At 68.9% G+C, this 16,940-nt stretch carries 16 protein-coding genes and 3 tRNA genes; 5 read left to right on the top strand and 14 right to left on the bottom strand.

The genetic code is table 11. The features are described from left to right. Positions 1-4: 4 nt before the first annotated feature. The 4 genes from AC07DO_RS27840 to AC07DO_RS27855 all read right to left on the bottom strand — a co-directional run bounded on the left by AC07DO_RS27840 (position 5) and on the right by AC07DO_RS27855 (position 1,021). Positions 5-469 (bottom strand): FAS1-like dehydratase domain-containing protein, encoded by a 465-nt coding sequence (locus AC07DO_RS27840; RefSeq protein ID WP_479063455.1) that lies wholly within the window; start codon positions 467-469, stop codon positions 5-7. Between the two features lie 104 nt (positions 470-573). Continuing rightward, positions 574-738, bottom strand: coding sequence for a 50S ribosomal protein L33 (gene rpmG, locus AC07DO_RS27845; protein WP_004571794.1), 165 nt, complete (start codon positions 736-738; stop codon positions 574-576). Positions 739-828: 90 nt separating this feature from the next. Continuing rightward, positions 829-901 (bottom strand) — tRNA-Met (locus tag AC07DO_RS27850). A gap of 47 nt (positions 902-948) precedes the next feature. Further along, positions 949-1,021, bottom strand: a tRNA-Thr gene (locus tag AC07DO_RS27855). Positions 1,022-1,263: 242 nt separating this feature from the next. Here AC07DO_RS27855 and AC07DO_RS27860 point away from each other — a divergent pair. After that, on the top strand, positions 1,264-2,559 hold the full coding sequence (locus AC07DO_RS27860) for an amidohydrolase family protein (RefSeq protein WP_479063456.1): 1,296 nt from the start codon (positions 1,264-1,266) through the stop codon (positions 2,557-2,559). Positions 2,560-2,684: 125 nt separating this feature from the next. Next, on the top strand, positions 2,685-3,341 hold the full coding sequence (locus AC07DO_RS27865) for an NAD(P)H-binding protein (RefSeq protein WP_479063457.1): 657 nt from the start codon (positions 2,685-2,687) through the stop codon (positions 3,339-3,341). A 119-nt stretch (positions 3,342-3,460) separates the two neighbouring features. On the opposite strand, the gene AC07DO_RS27870 is transcribed toward AC07DO_RS27865, so the two are convergent. Continuing rightward, on the bottom strand, positions 3,461-3,673 hold the full coding sequence (locus tag AC07DO_RS27870) for a hypothetical protein (RefSeq protein ID WP_150216804.1): 213 nt from the start codon (positions 3,671-3,673) through the stop codon (positions 3,461-3,463). 201 nt (positions 3,674-3,874) lie between these two features. Here AC07DO_RS27870 and AC07DO_RS27875 point away from each other — a divergent pair, with 201 nt between their 5' ends. Further along, positions 3,875-6,595 (top strand): NACHT domain-containing protein, encoded by a 2,721-nt coding sequence (locus AC07DO_RS27875; protein ID WP_479063458.1) that lies wholly within the window; start codon positions 3,875-3,877, stop codon positions 6,593-6,595. 35 nt (positions 6,596-6,630) lie between these two features. Continuing rightward, entirely contained in the window at positions 6,631-7,560 is a 930-nt protein-coding gene (locus AC07DO_RS27880) for a toll/interleukin-1 receptor domain-containing protein (protein ID WP_479063459.1), read from the top strand. 1,128 nt (positions 7,561-8,688) lie between these two features. On the opposite strand, the gene AC07DO_RS27885 is transcribed toward AC07DO_RS27880, so the two are convergent. After that, the gene (locus AC07DO_RS27885; RefSeq protein ID WP_479063460.1) at positions 8,689-9,204 is read right to left on the bottom strand and encodes a hypothetical protein; all 516 of its coding nucleotides are present in this window, start codon (positions 9,202-9,204) and stop codon (positions 8,689-8,691) included. 361 nt (positions 9,205-9,565) lie between these two features. Beyond that, a tRNA-Tyr gene (locus AC07DO_RS27890) sits at positions 9,566-9,647 on the bottom strand. Between the two features lie 197 nt (positions 9,648-9,844). On the opposite strand from AC07DO_RS27890, the gene AC07DO_RS27895 reads away from it, so the two are divergent. Continuing rightward, complete coding sequence (locus AC07DO_RS27895; RefSeq protein ID WP_055564526.1) at positions 9,845-10,333, top strand: YajQ family cyclic di-GMP-binding protein; 489 nt, start codon at positions 9,845-9,847, stop codon at positions 10,331-10,333. Between the two features lie 92 nt (positions 10,334-10,425). Here the strand turns inward: AC07DO_RS27895 and AC07DO_RS27900 are convergent, their stop codons facing one another. The 7 genes from AC07DO_RS27900 to AC07DO_RS27930 form a co-directional block, all read right to left on the bottom strand. Continuing rightward, positions 10,426-10,692 (bottom strand): GlsB/YeaQ/YmgE family stress response membrane protein, encoded by a 267-nt coding sequence (locus AC07DO_RS27900; protein WP_479063461.1) that lies wholly within the window; start codon positions 10,690-10,692, stop codon positions 10,426-10,428. A gap of 187 nt (positions 10,693-10,879) precedes the next feature. After that, entirely contained in the window at positions 10,880-11,410 is a 531-nt protein-coding gene (locus tag AC07DO_RS27905; protein WP_479063462.1) for an SMI1/KNR4 family protein, read from the bottom strand. Between the two features lie 74 nt (positions 11,411-11,484). Continuing rightward, positions 11,485-12,315, bottom strand: a complete 831-nt coding sequence (locus AC07DO_RS27910) for a barstar family protein (protein ID WP_479063463.1) — start codon at positions 12,313-12,315, stop codon at positions 11,485-11,487. Between the two features lie 15 nt (positions 12,316-12,330). Beyond that, positions 12,331-12,726 (bottom strand): YccF domain-containing protein, encoded by a 396-nt coding sequence (locus tag AC07DO_RS27915; protein WP_479063464.1) that lies wholly within the window; start codon positions 12,724-12,726, stop codon positions 12,331-12,333. Further along, entirely contained in the window at positions 12,723-13,586 is an 864-nt protein-coding gene (gene htpX / locus AC07DO_RS27920; protein WP_479063465.1) for a zinc metalloprotease HtpX, read from the bottom strand. Before htpX ends, AC07DO_RS27915 begins: the two co-directional genes overlap by 4 nt. Before the next feature lie 184 nt (positions 13,587-13,770). Continuing rightward, positions 13,771-15,315 carry an NADH-quinone oxidoreductase subunit N gene (locus AC07DO_RS27925; RefSeq protein WP_479063466.1) on the bottom strand — a complete coding sequence of 515 codons (1,545 nt, stop codon included), beginning with the start codon at positions 15,313-15,315 and terminating at the stop codon, positions 13,771-13,773. 2 nt (positions 15,316-15,317) lie between these two features. Further along, positions 15,318-16,934, bottom strand: a complete 1,617-nt coding sequence (locus AC07DO_RS27930; protein WP_479063467.1) for an NADH-quinone oxidoreductase subunit M — start codon at positions 16,932-16,934, stop codon at positions 15,318-15,320. Positions 16,935-16,940 lie beyond the last annotated feature (6 nt).

Here is a 16,940-nt window from a genome sequence, read left to right on the forward strand (position 1 = left end):
CGTCTCAGGCCCCTTCTGCCGCAGGCTCCGCCGCCCGTGCGACGAGCTTGGTCCAGGCGGTCACGACGTGCTCGCCGGCCTCGTCGTGGACCTCTCCGCGGATGTCCAGGATGTCGTTGCCCGCCATCGACTTGATGGCCTCGATGGTCGAGGTCACCGTGAGCCGGTCGCCCGCACCCACCGGGCGGGTGTAGGCGAACTTCTGGTCGCCGTGCACGACGCGGCTGTAGTCGAGGCCCAGTTGCGGGTCCTCGATGACCTGCCCCGCGGCCTTGAAAGTGATCGCAAACACAAAAGTCGGCGGGGCGATCACATCGGGGTGACCGAGCGCCTTGGCCGCTTCCGTGTCGACGTACGCGGGATTGGTGTCCCCCACAGCCTCGGCGAACTCGCGGATCTTCTCCCGGCCGACCTCATAAGGATCAGTGGGGGGATAGGAACGCCCCACGAAGGACTGGTCGAGCGCCATGAGCTCGGCACCTCCTGCGGTTGGTTTCGTTGCGGATGGCTTCGCACAACACGACGCGAGGCCGCCCCCAACAATCGGGGACGGCCTCGTGTACGAGCCTGTGTTTAGCGCGTTTCGCGGTGCGCAGTGTGCGCGTTGCAGCGCGGGCAGTGCTTCTTCATCTCAAGACGGTCCGGGTCGTTACGCCGGTTCTTCTTGGTGATGTAGTTCCGCTCCTTGCACTCCACGCAGGCCAGCGTGATCTTCGGGCGGACGTCGGTGGCAGCCACGTGAGTGCTCCTTGGACGGACGGATGGACGGATGAACGCAAAAAAAGAGTAGCCGATCGAAGGACCGACCCCACAATCGGCTACCAGGAGTAGCGGTGACCGGACTTGAACCGGTGACACAGCGATTATGAGCCGCTTGCTCTACCGACTGAGCTACACCGCTGCGATGCCGGATCTCCCCGCCCGAAGGCGAGGATCACTCGACATCAGAGCCCCAATGCGGAATCGAACCGCAGACCTTCTCCTTACCATGGAGACGCTCTACCGACTGAGCTATTGGGGCGAGCGATGAAGACATTACACGGTTGGTCGCCGATCGCCCAAATCCGTTTCGCCAGGGCTGTCCGAGGGCATCGGACAGCCCGCCTCAGGCGCCTCTGAACACCCCATCCGTGTACGCGCACCACACCGGTACGACTATTCCGCTCCTCCTCGAAGCGGGCCTTTCCCCGTCCTAGGCTCGACGCGCGCTGCGTGATCTTGACGCCTCGACGACTGCAGCCGTCCCCGAGCCCGAGGAGCGCGATGCCCGACAGCCAGCCGCAGCAGCCCCACTCCTCCGGCGCCTCCGGCCCCTCCGGCTCCGGTCCCGCCGACGACTCCGGGGCCCTGCTGCTCAGCGGTGCCCGGCTCACCGACGGGCGGACCGTGGACGTCCGGCTCGGCGGCGGACGCATCGAGGCGGTCGGCACCGCGGGCAGTCTGAACGCCCACAGCGCGCGCGTGGACCTGGCCGGCTACCTCCTGCTGCCCGCGGCCGCGGAGCCGCACGCGCACGGCGACACGGCGCTGTCGGCGGACACGGCGGGCCCGGTCTCGTACGACGCCCCGGACGTCCAGCGCCGCGCCACCGAGGCGGCGCTGCTGCAGCTGGGGCACGGCGCCACGGCGTTGCGGTCGCACGTGCGGATCGGCGACGTCCAAGGGCTCGGCCCGCTGGAGGCCGTGCTGCAGGCACGGCGCTCGCTCCGCGGCCTGGTCGACCTGACGGCCGTCGCCGTGCCGCGGCTGCTGACCGGCGTCGCGGGCGCGGACGGGCTCGCGATGCTGCGGGACGCGGTGAAAATGGGCGCCTCCGTAGTGGGCGGCTGCCCCGATCTGGACCCCGATCCCACGGGGTACGCGGAGGCGGTCCTGGAGATCGCCGCGGAGCACGGCTGCCCCGTCGACCTGCACACGGACGGTGACGATCCGGCACGTCTCGGACGGCTGGCGGCGATGGCGGGCGGCCTGCGGGCCGGTGTGACGCTCGGTCCGTGCGCCGGGCTCGGACGGCTGCCCGAGGACGTGGCCGCGCGCGCCGCCGAGCAGCTCGCCGCGGCCGCGGTGACGGTTGTCTGCCTGCCGCAGGGCGGCTGCGGGAGTGCGGAGCGGCGCGGGACGGTGCCGGTGCGCCTGTTGCGGTCGGCGGGGGTGCGGGTCGCCGCGGGCAGCGGGGCCATGCGGGACGTGTCGAACCCGGTGGGGCGCGGGGATCCGCTGGAGGCCGCGTACTTGCTGGCCTCGCGGTGCGGGCTGCGGCCCGAGGACGCGTACGGCGCGGTGAGCGGGGCCGCGCGGGCGGCCATGGGGCTTCCGGAAGTGCGGGTGGAGGCGGGTTTCCCGGCCGAGTTGCTCGCCGTGCGCGGCGACCGCCTCTCGGGTGCGCTGTCGCTCGCGTACAGCCGGATCGTGGTGCACCGGGGCCGGGTCGTGGCGCGGACCAGTGCGGTGCGCGAGTACTGCGATTCGGCGGCGGCGGTGGCGTTGGACCTGCCGCGTCAGGGGCGGTCGACGGGGGCGGCGCCCGGGCGGCCCGCGGGAGACGAGCCGTCGGCCTGAGGGCGTTCCGACCCGGCTGTGCGGCGGGTGTGTGGCGGGGCGTGCGACCGGGCGTACGGCATCCTTTCGGTGGTCCCCGCGCGCGCGTTGAGCGCTTGCCTCCGCCCTGCCGTACGGTCGGGAGTATGCGCATTGTCATCGCTGGAGGTCATGGTCAGATCGCGCTGCGGCTGGAGCGTCTGCTCGCCGCGCGCGGTGACGAAGTCGCCGGGCTTATCCGTAACGCCGGGCAGGAATCCGATCTGCGCGAGGCCGGCGCCGAACCGGTGCTGTGCGACCTGGAGTCGGCTTCCGTCGACGAGGTCGCGGAGCATCTGCGCGGCGCGGACGCGGCCGTCTTCGCGGCGGGCGCGGGGCCCGGCAGCGGCGCCGACCGCAAGAACACCGTGGACCGGGGCGCCGCCGTCCTCTTCGCGGACGCGGCCGAGCGGGCCGGAGTGCGGCGCTACATCGTGGTGTCGTCCATGGGCGCCGATCCGGCCCACCAGGGCGACGAGATCTTCGACGCCTATCTGCGGGCCAAGGGCGAGGCCGACGCGGACGTACGCGCGCGTGCCGCCCTCGACTGGACGATCCTGCGTCCCGGGATGCTGACGGACGACGCGGGCACCGGCCTCGTACGCCTGGAGGCGTCGACCGGGCGCGGGCCGGTTCCGCGGGACGACGTGGCCGCGGTCCTCGCGGAGCTCACGGAGACGCCGGCGACGGCCGGGCTGACGCTGGAGCTGGTCAGCGGGTCCGTGCCGGTGTCGGTGGCGGTCAAGTCGGTCGCGGGCAACTGACGGCTGGGCGGGCTGCCGGAGGTACGGGGCGCGGAGGGGCCGGGCACGGAGGGGCCGAGCACGGAGGGTCCAGGAACGGAAGGGTCAGGAAGGGCTTCTGAGGGCCCTTCAGGCCGCTTTCAGAACAGCGGGAGCTGTCCGGGACAGTCCGGGACCACGTAACCGTCCAGAGCCGGCTGTGCGGCGCCCAGGTGGGCCTGCCTGCGGGACCCCGGGCAGGAGACCAGGTCGCCGGTGCCGCGCGGGCCGGGCGGGTCGTGGCGGGCGAAGCGTCCGCCGACGACGGCGATCTCACGGCGGCACTCCGGGCAGTTTCTGCGACGGGACGACATGTGATCAGTGTGCCCATCCGTTGCGGTTGGGGCTCGTCGGCCCGCGCGGAACGTGCCGGAGCGCGCCGGACGCACGCACGAAAGGGAGGCTCGGCCCGGAGTCCCACACTCCCCGCGCGTCAACGGCACGTACGCCAACTACGCTAACGATTGGCATCAGTTGGCCGTCTTCCGCGCGGGCGCAGCCCTATCCTGGCCCCCATGGAACCCGCCGTGATCGGAGCCCGGCTCGCGTCGAGCATCGTGGGGCCGCTGATCAGAAAGCTGTTCCAACCCGAGGGTCCCGGAGCGGATCTCGTCGACAAGCCCGTCCGCGTCTGCCACCTCGTCTCCTTCCGCGGCGAGAAGCGCACGCTCTCCGACAAGGATCTGCACAAGATCGCGGAGGAGCTGGTGAAGCGGGCCGCGCACTCGACCGGTGTGGAGGAGCTGCTTCCGTCGTTCGAGAAGCAGGCCGTCATCCACGCCGTCACCGACTCGCTGCGCTCCCTGGGAACGCTCGAAATGGACGACGTACAGGCGGTGCGCCTAGGCCACTTGGCGCTCTCGCAGCATCTGCGCGCGCAGAACAGGACGGCGACGCTGGGCCTGTCCCACGACGCGGTCACGCTGCACGCGGGCGTCCTGGACACCGCCTGCCTGCACATCCTGAACTTCTTCACCCAACGCTCCACGTTCGTCCCACGCACCCTGCTGGAACAGAGCCGCGGCATCGAGGAACTGACGCGGAAGATCGACTCCCTGATCACCCGTTCGCCGTCCCCGGCGGACGGCCCTTTCGAGGAGCGGTACGCGCACTACATCGCGACCAGGCACGGGAAGCTCAGCATCTTCGGCCTCGACCTGTCGGGCGCGCCGGAGAGCTGGCGGCTCGATGTGGCGTATCTGCGGCTGAACGCGGCCGCCGACGGACTGAGCGGCACGCCCTCCTTGGTCCCGGCCGATCACGTCCTGGCGGGCCGCAACCGCGTACTCCTGCGCGGACTCGCCGGCTCCGGCAAGACCACCCTCATCCAGTGGCTTGCGGTTTCGACGGCGAAGCGATCGCTCGACGAGCAATTGCTCTACCTCTACGGTCTCGTGCCGATCGTCCTCCCTTTGCGCACCCTCACCCGCAGCGGCGCACCCCTCCCGACGCCCGACAAGTTCCTGGCGGCCGTGGACTGTCAGATCGCCGGGGGCCAGCCGCACGGGTGGATCGACAGGGTGCTGCAGGCGGGGCGCGGGCTCATCCTGATCGACGGGATCGACGAGATCCCCGAGGACGACCGCAACGACGCACGCCGCTGGCTGCGGGAGCTGCTGAGCGCCTACCCCGACAACCGCTGGCTCGTCACCTCGCGGCCGTCCGCCGTGCGGGAACGCTGGCTGACCGACGACGACTTCGTCGAGCTGGACCTCGCGCCCATGAAGCGCGACGACATCGCCGAGTTCATCCAGCGCTGGCACAAGGCGGCGGGCATCAGCGACCAGTACGCCACCGAACTGCTGCGCGCGGTGCGGGCCCAGCGGGATCTGAGCCGGCTCGCGATCAACCCCCTGATGTGCGGGCTGATCTGCGCGCTGCACCAGGAGCGCCGCGGCTTCCTCCCCGAGGGCCGCAAGGAGATCTATGACGCGGCCCTTTCGATGCTGCTGTTCCGGCGTGACCGCGAACGCGGTGTCTACAAGAGCGGGCCCATCCACGTCAGCGAGGCCGAGCACATCCAGCTGATCCAGAAGCTGGCCTACTGGATGATTCGCAACGGCCGCTCGGAGATGACCCGCACCGACGCGGTGGATCTCCTGAGGCAGGTGCTGCCCGCCATGCCCAAGGTCGCCGAACAGGGCACTCCGGAGACGGTGTACAGGCATCTGCTCGTCCGTAGTGGTCTGCTCCGGGAGCCGAGCGCGGACTCCATGGACTTCGTCCACCGCACCTTCCAGGACTACCTCGGGGCGAAAGCGGCGGTCGAGGAGCTCGACTTCGACTTCCTGATCGCCAACGCGCATCTGGACCAGTGGGAGGACGTCATCAGGATGGCCGTGGCCCACGCGCGGCCCACGGAGCGCACGCGTCTCCTCACCGGCCTGATCCGTCGCGAGGACACCTCCCGGCGGGGCAGGGACCGTCTGCACCTCCTCGCGGCCGCCTGCCTGGAGCACGCGACCGAGCTGGCTCCCGCGGTGCGGGCGGAGGTACAGGAGCGTGCGGCCGCCCTCATCCCGCCCCGCTCGCCGGACCAGGCGCGTGCGCTGACGGCGATCGGACCCTTCGTACTCGGCTTGCTGCCCGGCCCGCGGGAGCTGCCGCCGCTCCCGAACGCGCCGGGGCCGTTCGCCACGGAGCTGCAGAGGGCGGAGGCCGCGGCGGACGAGGAGGCGTACTGGGCGGTGGCCGACGAGGCGTACTTCACCGTGCTCACGGCCACGCCGTTCCCCACGGACGCCGCGATCGAGCTGCTCGCCAAGTATCGCGACCATCCGGACCTGCGGGTCCGCAACGAGCTCGCACGCGCGTGGGGCAGTTATGAGACGGACCTGTACGGCCAGGAGGTGGTCGCGCACCTCGCCGAGGACGGTCTCTACTTCCCCGTGTCGAACCTGCGCGAGCTCCACGCGCTCCGCAGCTACGGCGGCCGCTCCCACATCAAGATCACGGGCGAGTTCACGGTGGACGAGTTCGTTGCCACGTGCCCGGGGGAGCGTCTCACCCATCTGTGGGTGGAGGCCGACATGGGAGCCACGTGGGACTGGCTGGGCCTCTTCCCCAAGCTGTGCGAACTCACCATCGAGACGCTCCACCCGAGCATCGACCTCAGCACCCTGGAGCGGGTCCGCAGCCTGCTCACGCTCCGTGTCCCCGAGGAGGCCGCCCTCATCGGCAGAGACCTGCTCCCGGAGTCCACGACGGTCGTACGGGAGCCTTTGGAGAAAGGGTGATTCAGCGTGGCCATGTCTTCCCACAGGGGGTACACGTGACCAAACACCAAAAGCGCGAGAAGCCGCCCGTATTCTTGAGCTATTCGTCGCGGGACGCGCCTGCGGCTCGCAGACTCGAGAAATTGCTCGGCCTGGCAGGGATCGACGTCTGGTCCGACAAGCGTCTACGAGTCGGGGAAGAGTGGCAAAGGGCCATCACGAAGGCCCTTGAAGACGCAGAGATAGTCCTGGTGTTGATCTCACCGTCTTCTCTCACGTCCCGATGGGTCACGAGCGAGTGGCAAACGGCGCTCACTCGTTCGCAGCGGGTGATCCCCGTCCTGGTCGGTGGCGCGCGCTTCAGCGACCTGCCCCCGGACCTGATCGGTATTCACGCAGTCGACCTGAACGACGAGGATCCCGAGGAGATCAGGAACCTGACGGAGGCCATCGAGAGCTGGAGCACGTCCACCGACCCTTCGCCCGCTCAGGTCCTGGCGGTCCAGGAGATCCAGGGGATCATCCAGGACACGGTGAGACAGACCCTGGAGAGGCTCGGCCGCGACACGGACACGGGTGACGCACCCATGGAGACCGAAGTGGTGGATGACTACGTCTTTGTGGTGATCAGCTTCGATCCGGCCATGGATCCGACTTTCGCGGCCATCGAGTCCGCGGCTAGGCGAGTGGGGCTGAGAGCCGAGAGGACCAAGGACATAAAGCGGGACTTCCGAGTGACGGAGACGATCCTGCGCAATATCAGCTCCGCCCGCTTCGTGGTCACCGACCTGACCATGGAACGCCCCAACGTCTACTTCGAGCTCGGTTACGCGCGAGGAAAGGGAAAAACAGTCGTCACACTCCTCAAGACGGGGGCGACCGCACACGTGGACGTACAGGGTTGGAATTACCTCGAGTACATCGACTCACGCCCTTTGGAGGAAGATCTCGTCGAACGGTTCAAGATGGAACTCCAACAGGACTGAGCCGAAAGGTAACGTTCCATGACCTGGGCGGACGATCCTGGAGCGGACCGACCCCATGCAGACCGGAGAGGGTCTACCTGCAAGTGGCGGCGCCAGGATTCGAACCTGGGAAGGCTGAGCCGGCGGGGCTACAGCGGACCGCCCCCAGCGGGCTGACCTGGCAAGAGGACCAGCAGCGCGCCCCTTGGGGCATGCCGGGGGGAAGCGCGCAACATGGGCTTTTCCGCACCGCTCTGTCAATCGACGGAATTCGCTAGCTTTCGCCACCCCCTGCAGGGCTCTGACCAGGTATTTCCAAACGATCTCCGGAGGTGAAGTCGAACGCCACCCCCTTAACGCCATACCTCACCATGGGCTTTCGCCAAGACTGTTGATCATGACGGCGGATCAGATGCTTGAAGCTCTCGAGGACTTGGGGTTTCCTCGTCGTGGGGCCGCAAGGCACCCCGACGCATGAACGCCTGGCTCCGGGCAGCTCCCCGAAGCCAGGCTCACATGCGGGTTACGGGCGAGTCCGGCCGACTATGCACCGGTCGGGCTCGTCTGCCGCCCGACCAACCGTCCGGAACGCCTCTGATGCATCACACGAAGTGTTCGATGCACCCCGCGATGGCCGTGACCGCAGTCAGGAACAAGGCCACAAGCTGAAGCCAGTCCGGTAACTGGTTGCGCCTGCGGCAACGCGCTCGCCGTGTCGATCGCTCCATCTGGTTCGATCTCCCATCTCTCATTGATCCCAACGCAGTTGGGTCCCGCCCGATCCAGGCGGACGATCGAGGAGAGAGGCATCGAACCCTCAAGAAGTTAGCTGGCGTGCCAGTGGCGCAAGGAGCGGGCACAGGGTGGCGAATGCTGGCGAACTTCCGCCCAGCAACTGACACTGGCGCACGACAGCATCATCTTCGTCGCCAGGCCAGATCTATGGTGTCGCCCGTGGCACCTTCGGAGATCACCCGTGCGGGCACTCTCCGAGTGAGTGCACTGCGCGGCTCGACAGCCGGCTCGGCCACGACTGAAAATTTCGGTTACTTGCGTCAAGGATGTGAGCGTCACACCCGCACCCCACGCCCTCGCCATGACGCGCCTGCAGCCCTCGAGAGATCGACCAGGTGGCCGGGTGGGGGGTGATCAGTCCAACAGCGGCAGCGACGGACGCCACTCCGCCGAGAGCCCCGACCGCTCGGGCTCCGGCCACTCGGGGCAGTCGGCAGAGCCCCCACCATAGGCAAGCACGGTCTGCGAGGTGAGGTCGCAGCACGCTTGGATGAAGCCTTCAGCACCCATGAGACGCATCGAGTGCCCACCACTCTTCAGCGGCCACACCGCTCCAGAGCGGTTCGACACCGCGTACGGGTCCCCGCCGTGGCTCAGGATGTCGCGGAGGGTTTTCATATCGGCGAGGTACAGCTGCACCTCTTGAGTGCCGACGAAAGCACTCCAGCGCGAGCGGTTCCCGGGGCCATTGCCCAGAGTCCTCGTGCGGATTCCCCAGTCGTTGGTGAAAAGGCGGACCGCATGTTGCTGCCCGACGTGGCGGAGCTTGTCCGGGTTGAGTGGAAGATGCCGCGTCCGGGACGGATCGAGGGCAAGGACGTCGTTGAAGAAGGCTCGACGGCCGCGTAGGACATCGTGAAGATTCCCCACCGCAGCGCGTACTGCTTCTTCGAGCCCCCGAGCGACTAGCCCTCCTTCCCGGTCAAGCCGTCAATGTCGCGGTGAAGCCCCACCAGCATCGAAGGATTTCGCAGCCCGGCGGATAGAGCATCGGCTGCGTCGATGACGGCGGGAAGCACAGGCTACGGCGAAGCCGACCTGCGGGAAGGACACGGAGTCGACGTATCCCCCGGTGACGCTTGGGGGACAGGCACTGATCAGGGGCGGGCCACACTGGAGACCTAGTGAGACAAGCCACGCTTTTCGACCAGCGTTCGAATCCTCGTGTTCGCATACGAAGAAACCCCCTCAGATCAACGTTTCCGCAGATCGGAGGGGGTTTACCTTCATGTGGCGGCGCCAGGATTCGAACCTGGGAAGGCTGAGCCGGCAGATTTACAGTCTGCTCCCTTTGGCCGCTCGGGCACACCGCCGGGTTTGCTGCCCACACTCCGCTTTCGCGGCGCTCCGTGGCAACGACGTAAACGATACCTGATGCACGGGGGTGCTTCGCCACCCGATTGATCGGCACCCCATGCGGGGGCGGTGGCTAGGCTTTGCGGATGCGGCCAGCGTCAGTCGGCCGTGTATCCGCTGAGTACGCATACCCCGATACAAGGAGCCACAGGACATGGCCGACTCCAGTTTCGACATCGTCTCGAAGGTCGAGCGGCAGGAGGTCGACAACGCCCTCAACCAGGCCGCCAAGGAGATCTCGCAGCGCTACGACTTCAAGGGCACGGGCGCGTCGATCGCCTGGTCCGGCGAGAAGATCCTGATGGAGGCGAACGGCGAGGAGCGGGTCAAGGCGATCCTCGACATCTTCCAGTCCAAGCTGATCAAGCGGGGTATCTCGCTGAAGTCGCTGGACGCGGGTGAGCCGCAGCTGTCCGGCAAGGAGTACAAGATCTTCGCCTCGATCGAAGAGGGCATCTCCCAAGAGAACGCGAAGAAGGTCGCCAAGATCATCCGCGATGAGGGTCCCAAGGGCGTCAAGGCGCAGGTCCAGGGCGACGAGCTGCGGGTCAGCTCGAAGAGCCGGGACGACCTGCAGGCCGTGCAGGCGCTGCTCAAGGGGCAGGACTTCGACTTCGCCGTGCAGTTCGTGAACTACCGGTAGGTCGCGTTCGCCGTCGTACGGACCACTGAGGGCGGGTACCCCGGATGGGGTGCCCGCCCTTTGCTGCTGGCCGCAGACCGTGGGACGGCGTCTCAGCGCCGTGAGTGTCCGAAGAGGATGCGGTAGGCGACGAGCAGGACGAGTGAGCCGCCGATGGCCGCCACCCAGGTGGCGCCGTCGTAGAAGTCGTCGGCGATCGGGCGGTCCAGGTAGCGGGCGGATATCCAGCCGCCGACGAAGGCGCCCGCGATGCCGATGACGGTCGTGCTGATGAAGCCGCCCGGGTCACGGCCGGGCAGCAGCAGTTTGGCGGCGGCTCCGGCCAGCAGTCCCAAGACGATCCAGCTGATGATGCCCATGTGATGACCCGGCCTTTCCCGCGCGGTGAGCTTGATGCGCTGTTGTCCCGTAGGACGTCTCTATGGAGAGGTGCGGTTGCGGTGGCCCATGAGGTGCGGCGCATGCCACAGCAGCCGTCGGCGAACGGCGTTCATGAGGGGTCCCCGGGTGGGCGGGAAGGGTGTGTCACTCGCGCGTGCCGGTGTCCTACCTGTTCGTGTCCTGCCACGGCGGCAGGTCCATGCCGTCGTTCTCCTCCCCGTACCACCCCGTGCCGTCGAGCCACGCGGTGAGCCACACCGTGAGGTTCGGGGCGTCGATGAACCAGGCGTGCCGGGGGTCGCCGCCGTTGGGTTCGAAGAGCAGGACCTGTCCGTCGGCCGTGCGGCAGTCCACGCACGCGTACATGGCGCAGCCCCAGTGGGATATCGGCAGCACGCCTTCGGGCCAGCCCCAGTCGCCTTCGCGCATCGCGAGGTACTTCTCGACGACGGCCGGCTCGCCTCCGGAGGACTTGCCTTCGAGCAGTGGCAACAGGCCGTACTCCGGGCCGAATCCGCCGTCTCCTATGCGGGTGTAGAGCGCGGCGAGCAGTGGCGGCAGGGCGAAGCCCAGGGACGCCTCCGCGCGGGCCAGCGTGTCCGTGTCCACGGGGACGGGCAGGGAGTCCCAGCCCCAGGGGCGGGTGGCGCGCGCCTCGGCGGCGACGCGGCCCAGCAACTGCTCGGCTTCGGTCATGAGTTCATGGTGGACCACGGCACTGACAATGCGTCCGGGGTGGGCGCCCCCTCCCTTGTCCGGCCTTCGGGCTCTCAGGCCAGGGTTACCTCGATGTCCATCTGCCTCAGCAGGAAGAGGAGTTCCGCGAAGGTCCGTGCGTGGTCGTCCGTGGCCGGCGTGACGCCCAGGCGGGATCGGGCCGTGTGCGCGGTGTGCCAGACGAGGGTGCGGGGTGATGCGGCGTCCGTTGTTCCGAGGATGTGGTCCGTGAGTGTGGCTGGGCTTCGTCCGGCGTAGCCTCCGGGGCCGTTCACCGCCTCGCCGAGTGCGCAGTAGAAGGCGGGTTCGTCGGTGATGTGGCGGCCGTCGAGGTGGTATGTGGAGCCGGGGGCGCGGTCCGGGGTGAGTTGCGCCGCGTACTCGCGGGCGACGGTCAGCCAGTGGGACCGTCCGTCCTCGCCCGTGCCGTCGCGCGCCCAGAGGTTGGGCTCCGTGGGCCGGCCGGACCACCAGGCGTCCCAGACCATCCCGGCGGCTCGCGGCGGCCGTACGGTCCACGGGTCCAGGGCGAGGTCCACCAGGCCCCGGCCGCGCGCGGAGGGGACCCAGGCGACGACCTCGCCCTCCACGGCGTGCTGCAGGGGTCGTCCCCACCTCTCGAGGCGCAGCACCCGGCCGTGGCCGAGGTCGCCTCTGCCGGACTCCAGCGCCTCCTTGAGGGCGCCGCGCGGTGCGCAGCCGAGCAGCCGTACCGGGGGCTCGGTCAGCGCGTCCGACGGGGCGTCACGCTCTCCGTAGAGGCCCGTTCGGTCCGGCAGTTGGTCGGCGAACAGGTGCCGCGCGTCCGCGCAGAGCGCCCAGATCTCGTCGTACGGGGCGGCCTCCGGGTCGTACGCGGCGAGGGCGTACTTCGGCTGCTGCACCGGAGTGCGCCCCCGCTAGTAGCGCGCGGCGAACGGCTGGTCGGTGCGGACGATGTCGCGGCCGAGGGGCAGCAGCGAGACGGGGATCAGCTTGAAGTTGGCGATGCCCAGGGGGATGCCGATGATCGTGACGCAGAGCAGGAAGCCCGTGACGATGTGGCCGATGGCCAGCCACCAGCCGGCGAGGACCAGCCACAGGACGTTGCCCACGCAGGACGGCGCGCCCGCGTCGCGGCGCTCGACCGTCGTGTAGCCGAAGGGCCACAGCGCATAGCGGCCGATGCGGAAGCTGGCCAGGCCGAACGGGATGCCGATGATGGTGATGCAGAGCAGCGCCCCCGCCAGGAGGTACGCCAGGAACATCCAGAAGCCGCAGAGGACGAGCCATATGACGTTGAGGATTGTCTTCACTGTTGGCGACCTGCCATCTGCTCGAGTCGGGCGATGCGCTCCGCCATCGGCGGGTGCGTGGAGAACATCTTGGACATGCCCTGTCCCGGACGGAAGGGGTTCGCGATCATCATGTGACTCGCTGTCTCGAGACGGGGCTCGGGGGGCAGCGGCAACTGCTTCGTCCCTGCTTCGAGTTTACGCAGCGCGCTCGCGAGGGCGAGGGGGTCGCCGGTGAGCTGTGCGCCGGACGCGTCGGCCTCGTACTCCCTGGAGCGGCTGATCGCGAGCTGGATGATGGAGGCGGCCAGCGGGCCGAGCAGCATGATGAGGAGCATCCCGAAGATGCCGGGCCCGTCGTTGTCGTTCGAGCGGCCGACAGGGATCAGCCAGGCGAAGTTGACCAGGAACATGATCACGGACGCGAGGGCGCCCGCGACCGAGGAGATCAGGATGTCCCGGTTGTAGACGTGGCTGAGCTCGTGGCCGATGACGCCGCGCAGCTCGCGCTCGTCGAGGAGCCGCAGGATGCCGTCGGTGCAGCACACCGCCGCGTTGCGGGGATTGCGGCCCGTCGCGAACGCGTTCGGCGCCTCGGTGGGCGAGATGTACAGCCGGGGCATGGGCTGGCGGGCCTGGGTGGAGAGCTCGCGGACCATGCGGTACAGCTCGGGGGCCTCGAATTCACTCACCGGGCGGGCACGCATGGCACGCAGGGCGAGCTTGTCGCTGTTCCAGTACGCGTACGCATTGGTGCCGAGCGCCACGAGCAGCGCGACGATCAGGCCCGTACGCCCGAAGAAACTGCCGATGACAAGGATGAGCGCGGACAGTCCCCCGAGGAGTACGGCGGTCTTCAATCCGTTGTGCCGGCGGTGCACGGTACGCCCTCCTGGTGGTGCGTGGGGGAACCCTCTGCTGACTGGTGCTTCCACTGTTCAGTGGACCCTCCCGTACTGGTCAACGCCAGGCGGGGAGCACTAGTTCCCTTGTGCACGCAGGAGCGATGTAGGCCGCGCGGGTGACGGCCGCGCGCGCCTTGCCGCGGCCGTTCGCAGGGGCGGCTCAGAACAGGCCGGTGTCCGAGAACCTCAGGATCAGCTGGGGCGCTCCGGAGAGAGCGACGCCGAGGACCGCCGTGACCGCGATGGCCGCGGTGAGCGGAGCGGGGACCCGGTGCTCGACCGGCTCGCCCTTGGGAGCGCGGAACAGGAGCGCGGTCCACTGGAGGTAGTAGAAGAGCGCGATCACCACGTTCGCGGCCATCACCACGGCGAGCCAGCCGAGGCCCGCGTCGACGGCGGCCGAGAAGACCGTGACCTTCGCGAAGAGGCCGATGATGCCGGGCGGCAGACCGGCCAGGCAGAGCAGGAAGAAGCCGAGGACGAGGGCGGCCAGGGGCTTGCGCGCGTACAGCCCGCGGTAGTCGCTGACGCGGTTCAGGCGCTGGGTGCGGCCGACGAGGGCGGCCACGGCGAAGGCGCCGAGGTTCACGGCCGCGTACATCAGGGCGTAGGCGACGGTGGAGCCGATGGCCTTCTCGGCGTCGGCGGTGTCGTCGGCGTAACCGGCGGCGGCGATCGGCACCAGGAGGTAGCCCGCCTGGCCGACCGAGGACCAGGCGAGGAGGCGCACCGCGCTGTACGCGCGCGTGGCCTGCTGGCGCAGGGCCGCCACGTTGCCCGCGGTCATGGTGAGTGCGGCGAGGACGGCCAGTGCCGGGCCCCAGACGTCCGCGTACGACGGGAAGGCGACGACGGTGACGAGGATGAGGCCGGTGAAGCCGACGGCCTTTCCGACGACCGAGAGGTAGGCGGCGACGGGCAGCGGCGCGCCTACGTAGGTGTCGGGCACCCAGAAGTGGAAGGGCACGACCGCCACCTTGAAGGCGAAGCCGACGAGGGTGAGGGCGACGCCCGTCTGGGCGAGGGTGTGCAGCTGACCGTCGATGTTCTGGAGGTCTTGCAGCTCCGTGGCGATCTCCGTGAGGTGGAGGGTGCCGGTGGCGGCGTACACGAAGCTGACGCCCATGAGGGTCACCGCGGTCGCGGTGACCGAGGAGAGGAAGAACTTCAGCGCCGCTTCGGAGGAACGCTTGTCGCCCCGCTTGAGACCGACGAGGGCGAACGCCGGGAGGGAGGCCACTTCCAGGGCGACGATGAGTGTCGCGAGGTCGCGCGAGGCGGGCAGCAGGGCGGCGCCCGCCGCGGAGGACAGCAGCAGGAACCAGTACTCCCCCGCGGGCAGTTCGTCGCCGGAGTCCTTGAGGGTGCTCATCGAGAGCAGGGCGGCGAGCAGGGCACCCACCAGGACGAGGAGCTGGATGACGACGGTGAAACGGTCGGCGGTGTAGCTGCACGCGTGCGTGCCGCCGCCGGTCAGGCAGAAGGTGGAACGGTCGTCGTTCAGGAGCGGCAGCAGGGCGAGCGCGGCGGCGGCCAGGCCCGCCACGGAGATCCAGCCGAGGAGCGCCTTCTTGCCGTCCTTCACGAAGAGGTCGGCGACGAGCACGACGAGGCCGACGACCGCCGCGATGGTCGGCGGCGCGATCGCGAGCCAGTCGACGGACTGGACCACGCTTGTGGCGCTTACGGCGCTTTCAGCGGCCACGATCACGACTTGCCTCCAGTGAGGAGCTTCTGCACGGCCGGGTCGGTCAGGCCGAGGAGAGCCGCGGGCCAGAGTCCGGCGAGGACGGTGAGGGCGACGAGCGGGGTCCAGGCGGCGAACTCGTAACCGCGGACGTCGGGGAACTCGTGGGCGCGGACGGCCGTGAGGGCCTTCGGCGCGGGTTCCTCGGTCGTGGCCCGCGGCATCGGGCCCATGCAGACGCGGCGTACGACGATGAGCATGTACGCGGCGGTGAGCAGGGTGCCGAAGGCGGCGATCGCCATGAAGGTGAGGAAGGCGGGCCGGCTCAGGTCAGCCGCGGGCTCGAACGCGCCGAACAGCGCCAGCATTTCGCCCCAGAATCCGGCGAGGCCCGGCAGTCCGAGCGAGGCGACGGCACCGAAGGCGAGGAGCCCGCCGAGGCGCGGCGCCTTGCCGTAGAGCGCGGCGCCGGAACCCTGCGCGAGGGTGTCGAGATCGGTCGTGCCGGTGCGGTCCTTCAGCGCGCCGACGAGGAAGAACAGGAGGCCGGTGATGAGGCCGTGGGCGATGTTGGCGAACAGGGCGCCGTTCACGCCGGTGGGGCTCATCGTCGAGATGCCGAGCAGGACGAAGCCCATGTGGCCGACGGACGAGTACGCGATGAGGCGCTTGAGGTCGCCCTTCGCGCCCTGCTTGGCGAGCGCGAGGCAGGCCAGGGATCCGTAGATGATGCCGACGACCGCGAAGGCCGCGAGGTACGGCGCGAACTCCCGCATTCCGTCCGGCGCGACGGGCAGGATGATCCGGACGAACCCGTACGTACCCATCTTCAGCATGACACCGGCCAGCAGCACCGATCCGACGGTGGGCGCGGCGGTGTGGGCGTCGGGCAGCCAGCTGTGCAGCGGCCACATCGGCGTCTTGACCGCGAGCCCGATCCCGATCGCCAGAACCGCGATGACCTGCACGGATGTGGTCAGGTCCCGGCCGTTGTCAGTGGCGAGTGCCACCATGTCGAATGTGCCGGACTTGAGCCCGATGAGGAGCAGGCCCAGCAGCATGACGACGGATCCGAGCAGGGTGTAGAGGATGAACTTCCAGGCGGCCTGGACCCGTTGCTCACCGCCCCAGCGGGCGATGAGGAAGTACATCGGGATGAGCACCATCTCGAACGCCAGGAAGAACAGCAGCAGATCGAGGACGGCGAAGGTCGCGAGGGTGCCGGACTCGAGCATGAGGATCAGTGCGACGAATGCCTTGGGGGAAGGCCCGGCCGGCATTTTGAAGTAGGAGTACAGCGCGCACAGGAACGTCAGCAGCGCGGTCAGGACCAGAAGGGGGAGCGAGATGCCGTCGATGCCGAGATGGATGCGCACGTCGAGTGCGGGGATCCAGCTGATATCGGTCGTGGCCTGCATCTTCGACGGCTGGTCGTGGTCGAAGCCGAGCGCGAGGACGATCGCGGCGAGCAGGATCGCTCCGGTCACGCTCACGCCGTGGCGCAGCACGGCCTGGTCGGGCGACTTTCCCTTCAGCCCGGGCGGGGCGGGGAGGAGAGCGGCCACGGCGCCGATGAGCGGGCCGACGACGATCAACGCCAGAAGAAACTGCATCACGGACTCACTGATACCGATCACGGCTGC

The organism is Streptomyces sp. NPDC045678 (assembly GCF_056432085.1).

Coding starts and splice junctions, on each gene's coding strand:
- AC07DO_RS27870 (WP_150216804.1), bottom strand. CDS start 3,673: ATGTCGTCCCGTCGCAGAAACTGCCCGGAGTGCCGCCGTGAGATCGCC.
- AC07DO_RS27875 (WP_479063458.1), top strand. CDS start 3,875: ATGGAACCCGCCGTGATCGGAGCCCGGCTCGCGTCGAGCATCGTGGGG.
- AC07DO_RS27865 (WP_479063457.1), top strand. CDS start 2,685: ATGCGCATTGTCATCGCTGGAGGTCATGGTCAGATCGCGCTGCGGCTG.
- AC07DO_RS27860 (WP_479063456.1), top strand. CDS start 1,264: ATGCCCGACAGCCAGCCGCAGCAGCCCCACTCCTCCGGCGCCTCCGGC.
- AC07DO_RS27840 (WP_479063455.1), bottom strand. CDS start 469: ATGGCGCTCGACCAGTCCTTCGTGGGGCGTTCCTATCCCCCCACTGAT.
- AC07DO_RS27895 (WP_055564526.1), top strand. CDS start 9,845: ATGGCCGACTCCAGTTTCGACATCGTCTCGAAGGTCGAGCGGCAGGAG.
- AC07DO_RS27905 (WP_479063462.1), bottom strand. CDS start 11,410: ATGACCGAAGCCGAGCAGTTGCTGGGCCGCGTCGCCGCCGAGGCGCGC.
- AC07DO_RS27900 (WP_479063461.1), bottom strand. CDS start 10,692: ATGGGCATCATCAGCTGGATCGTCTTGGGACTGCTGGCCGGAGCCGCC.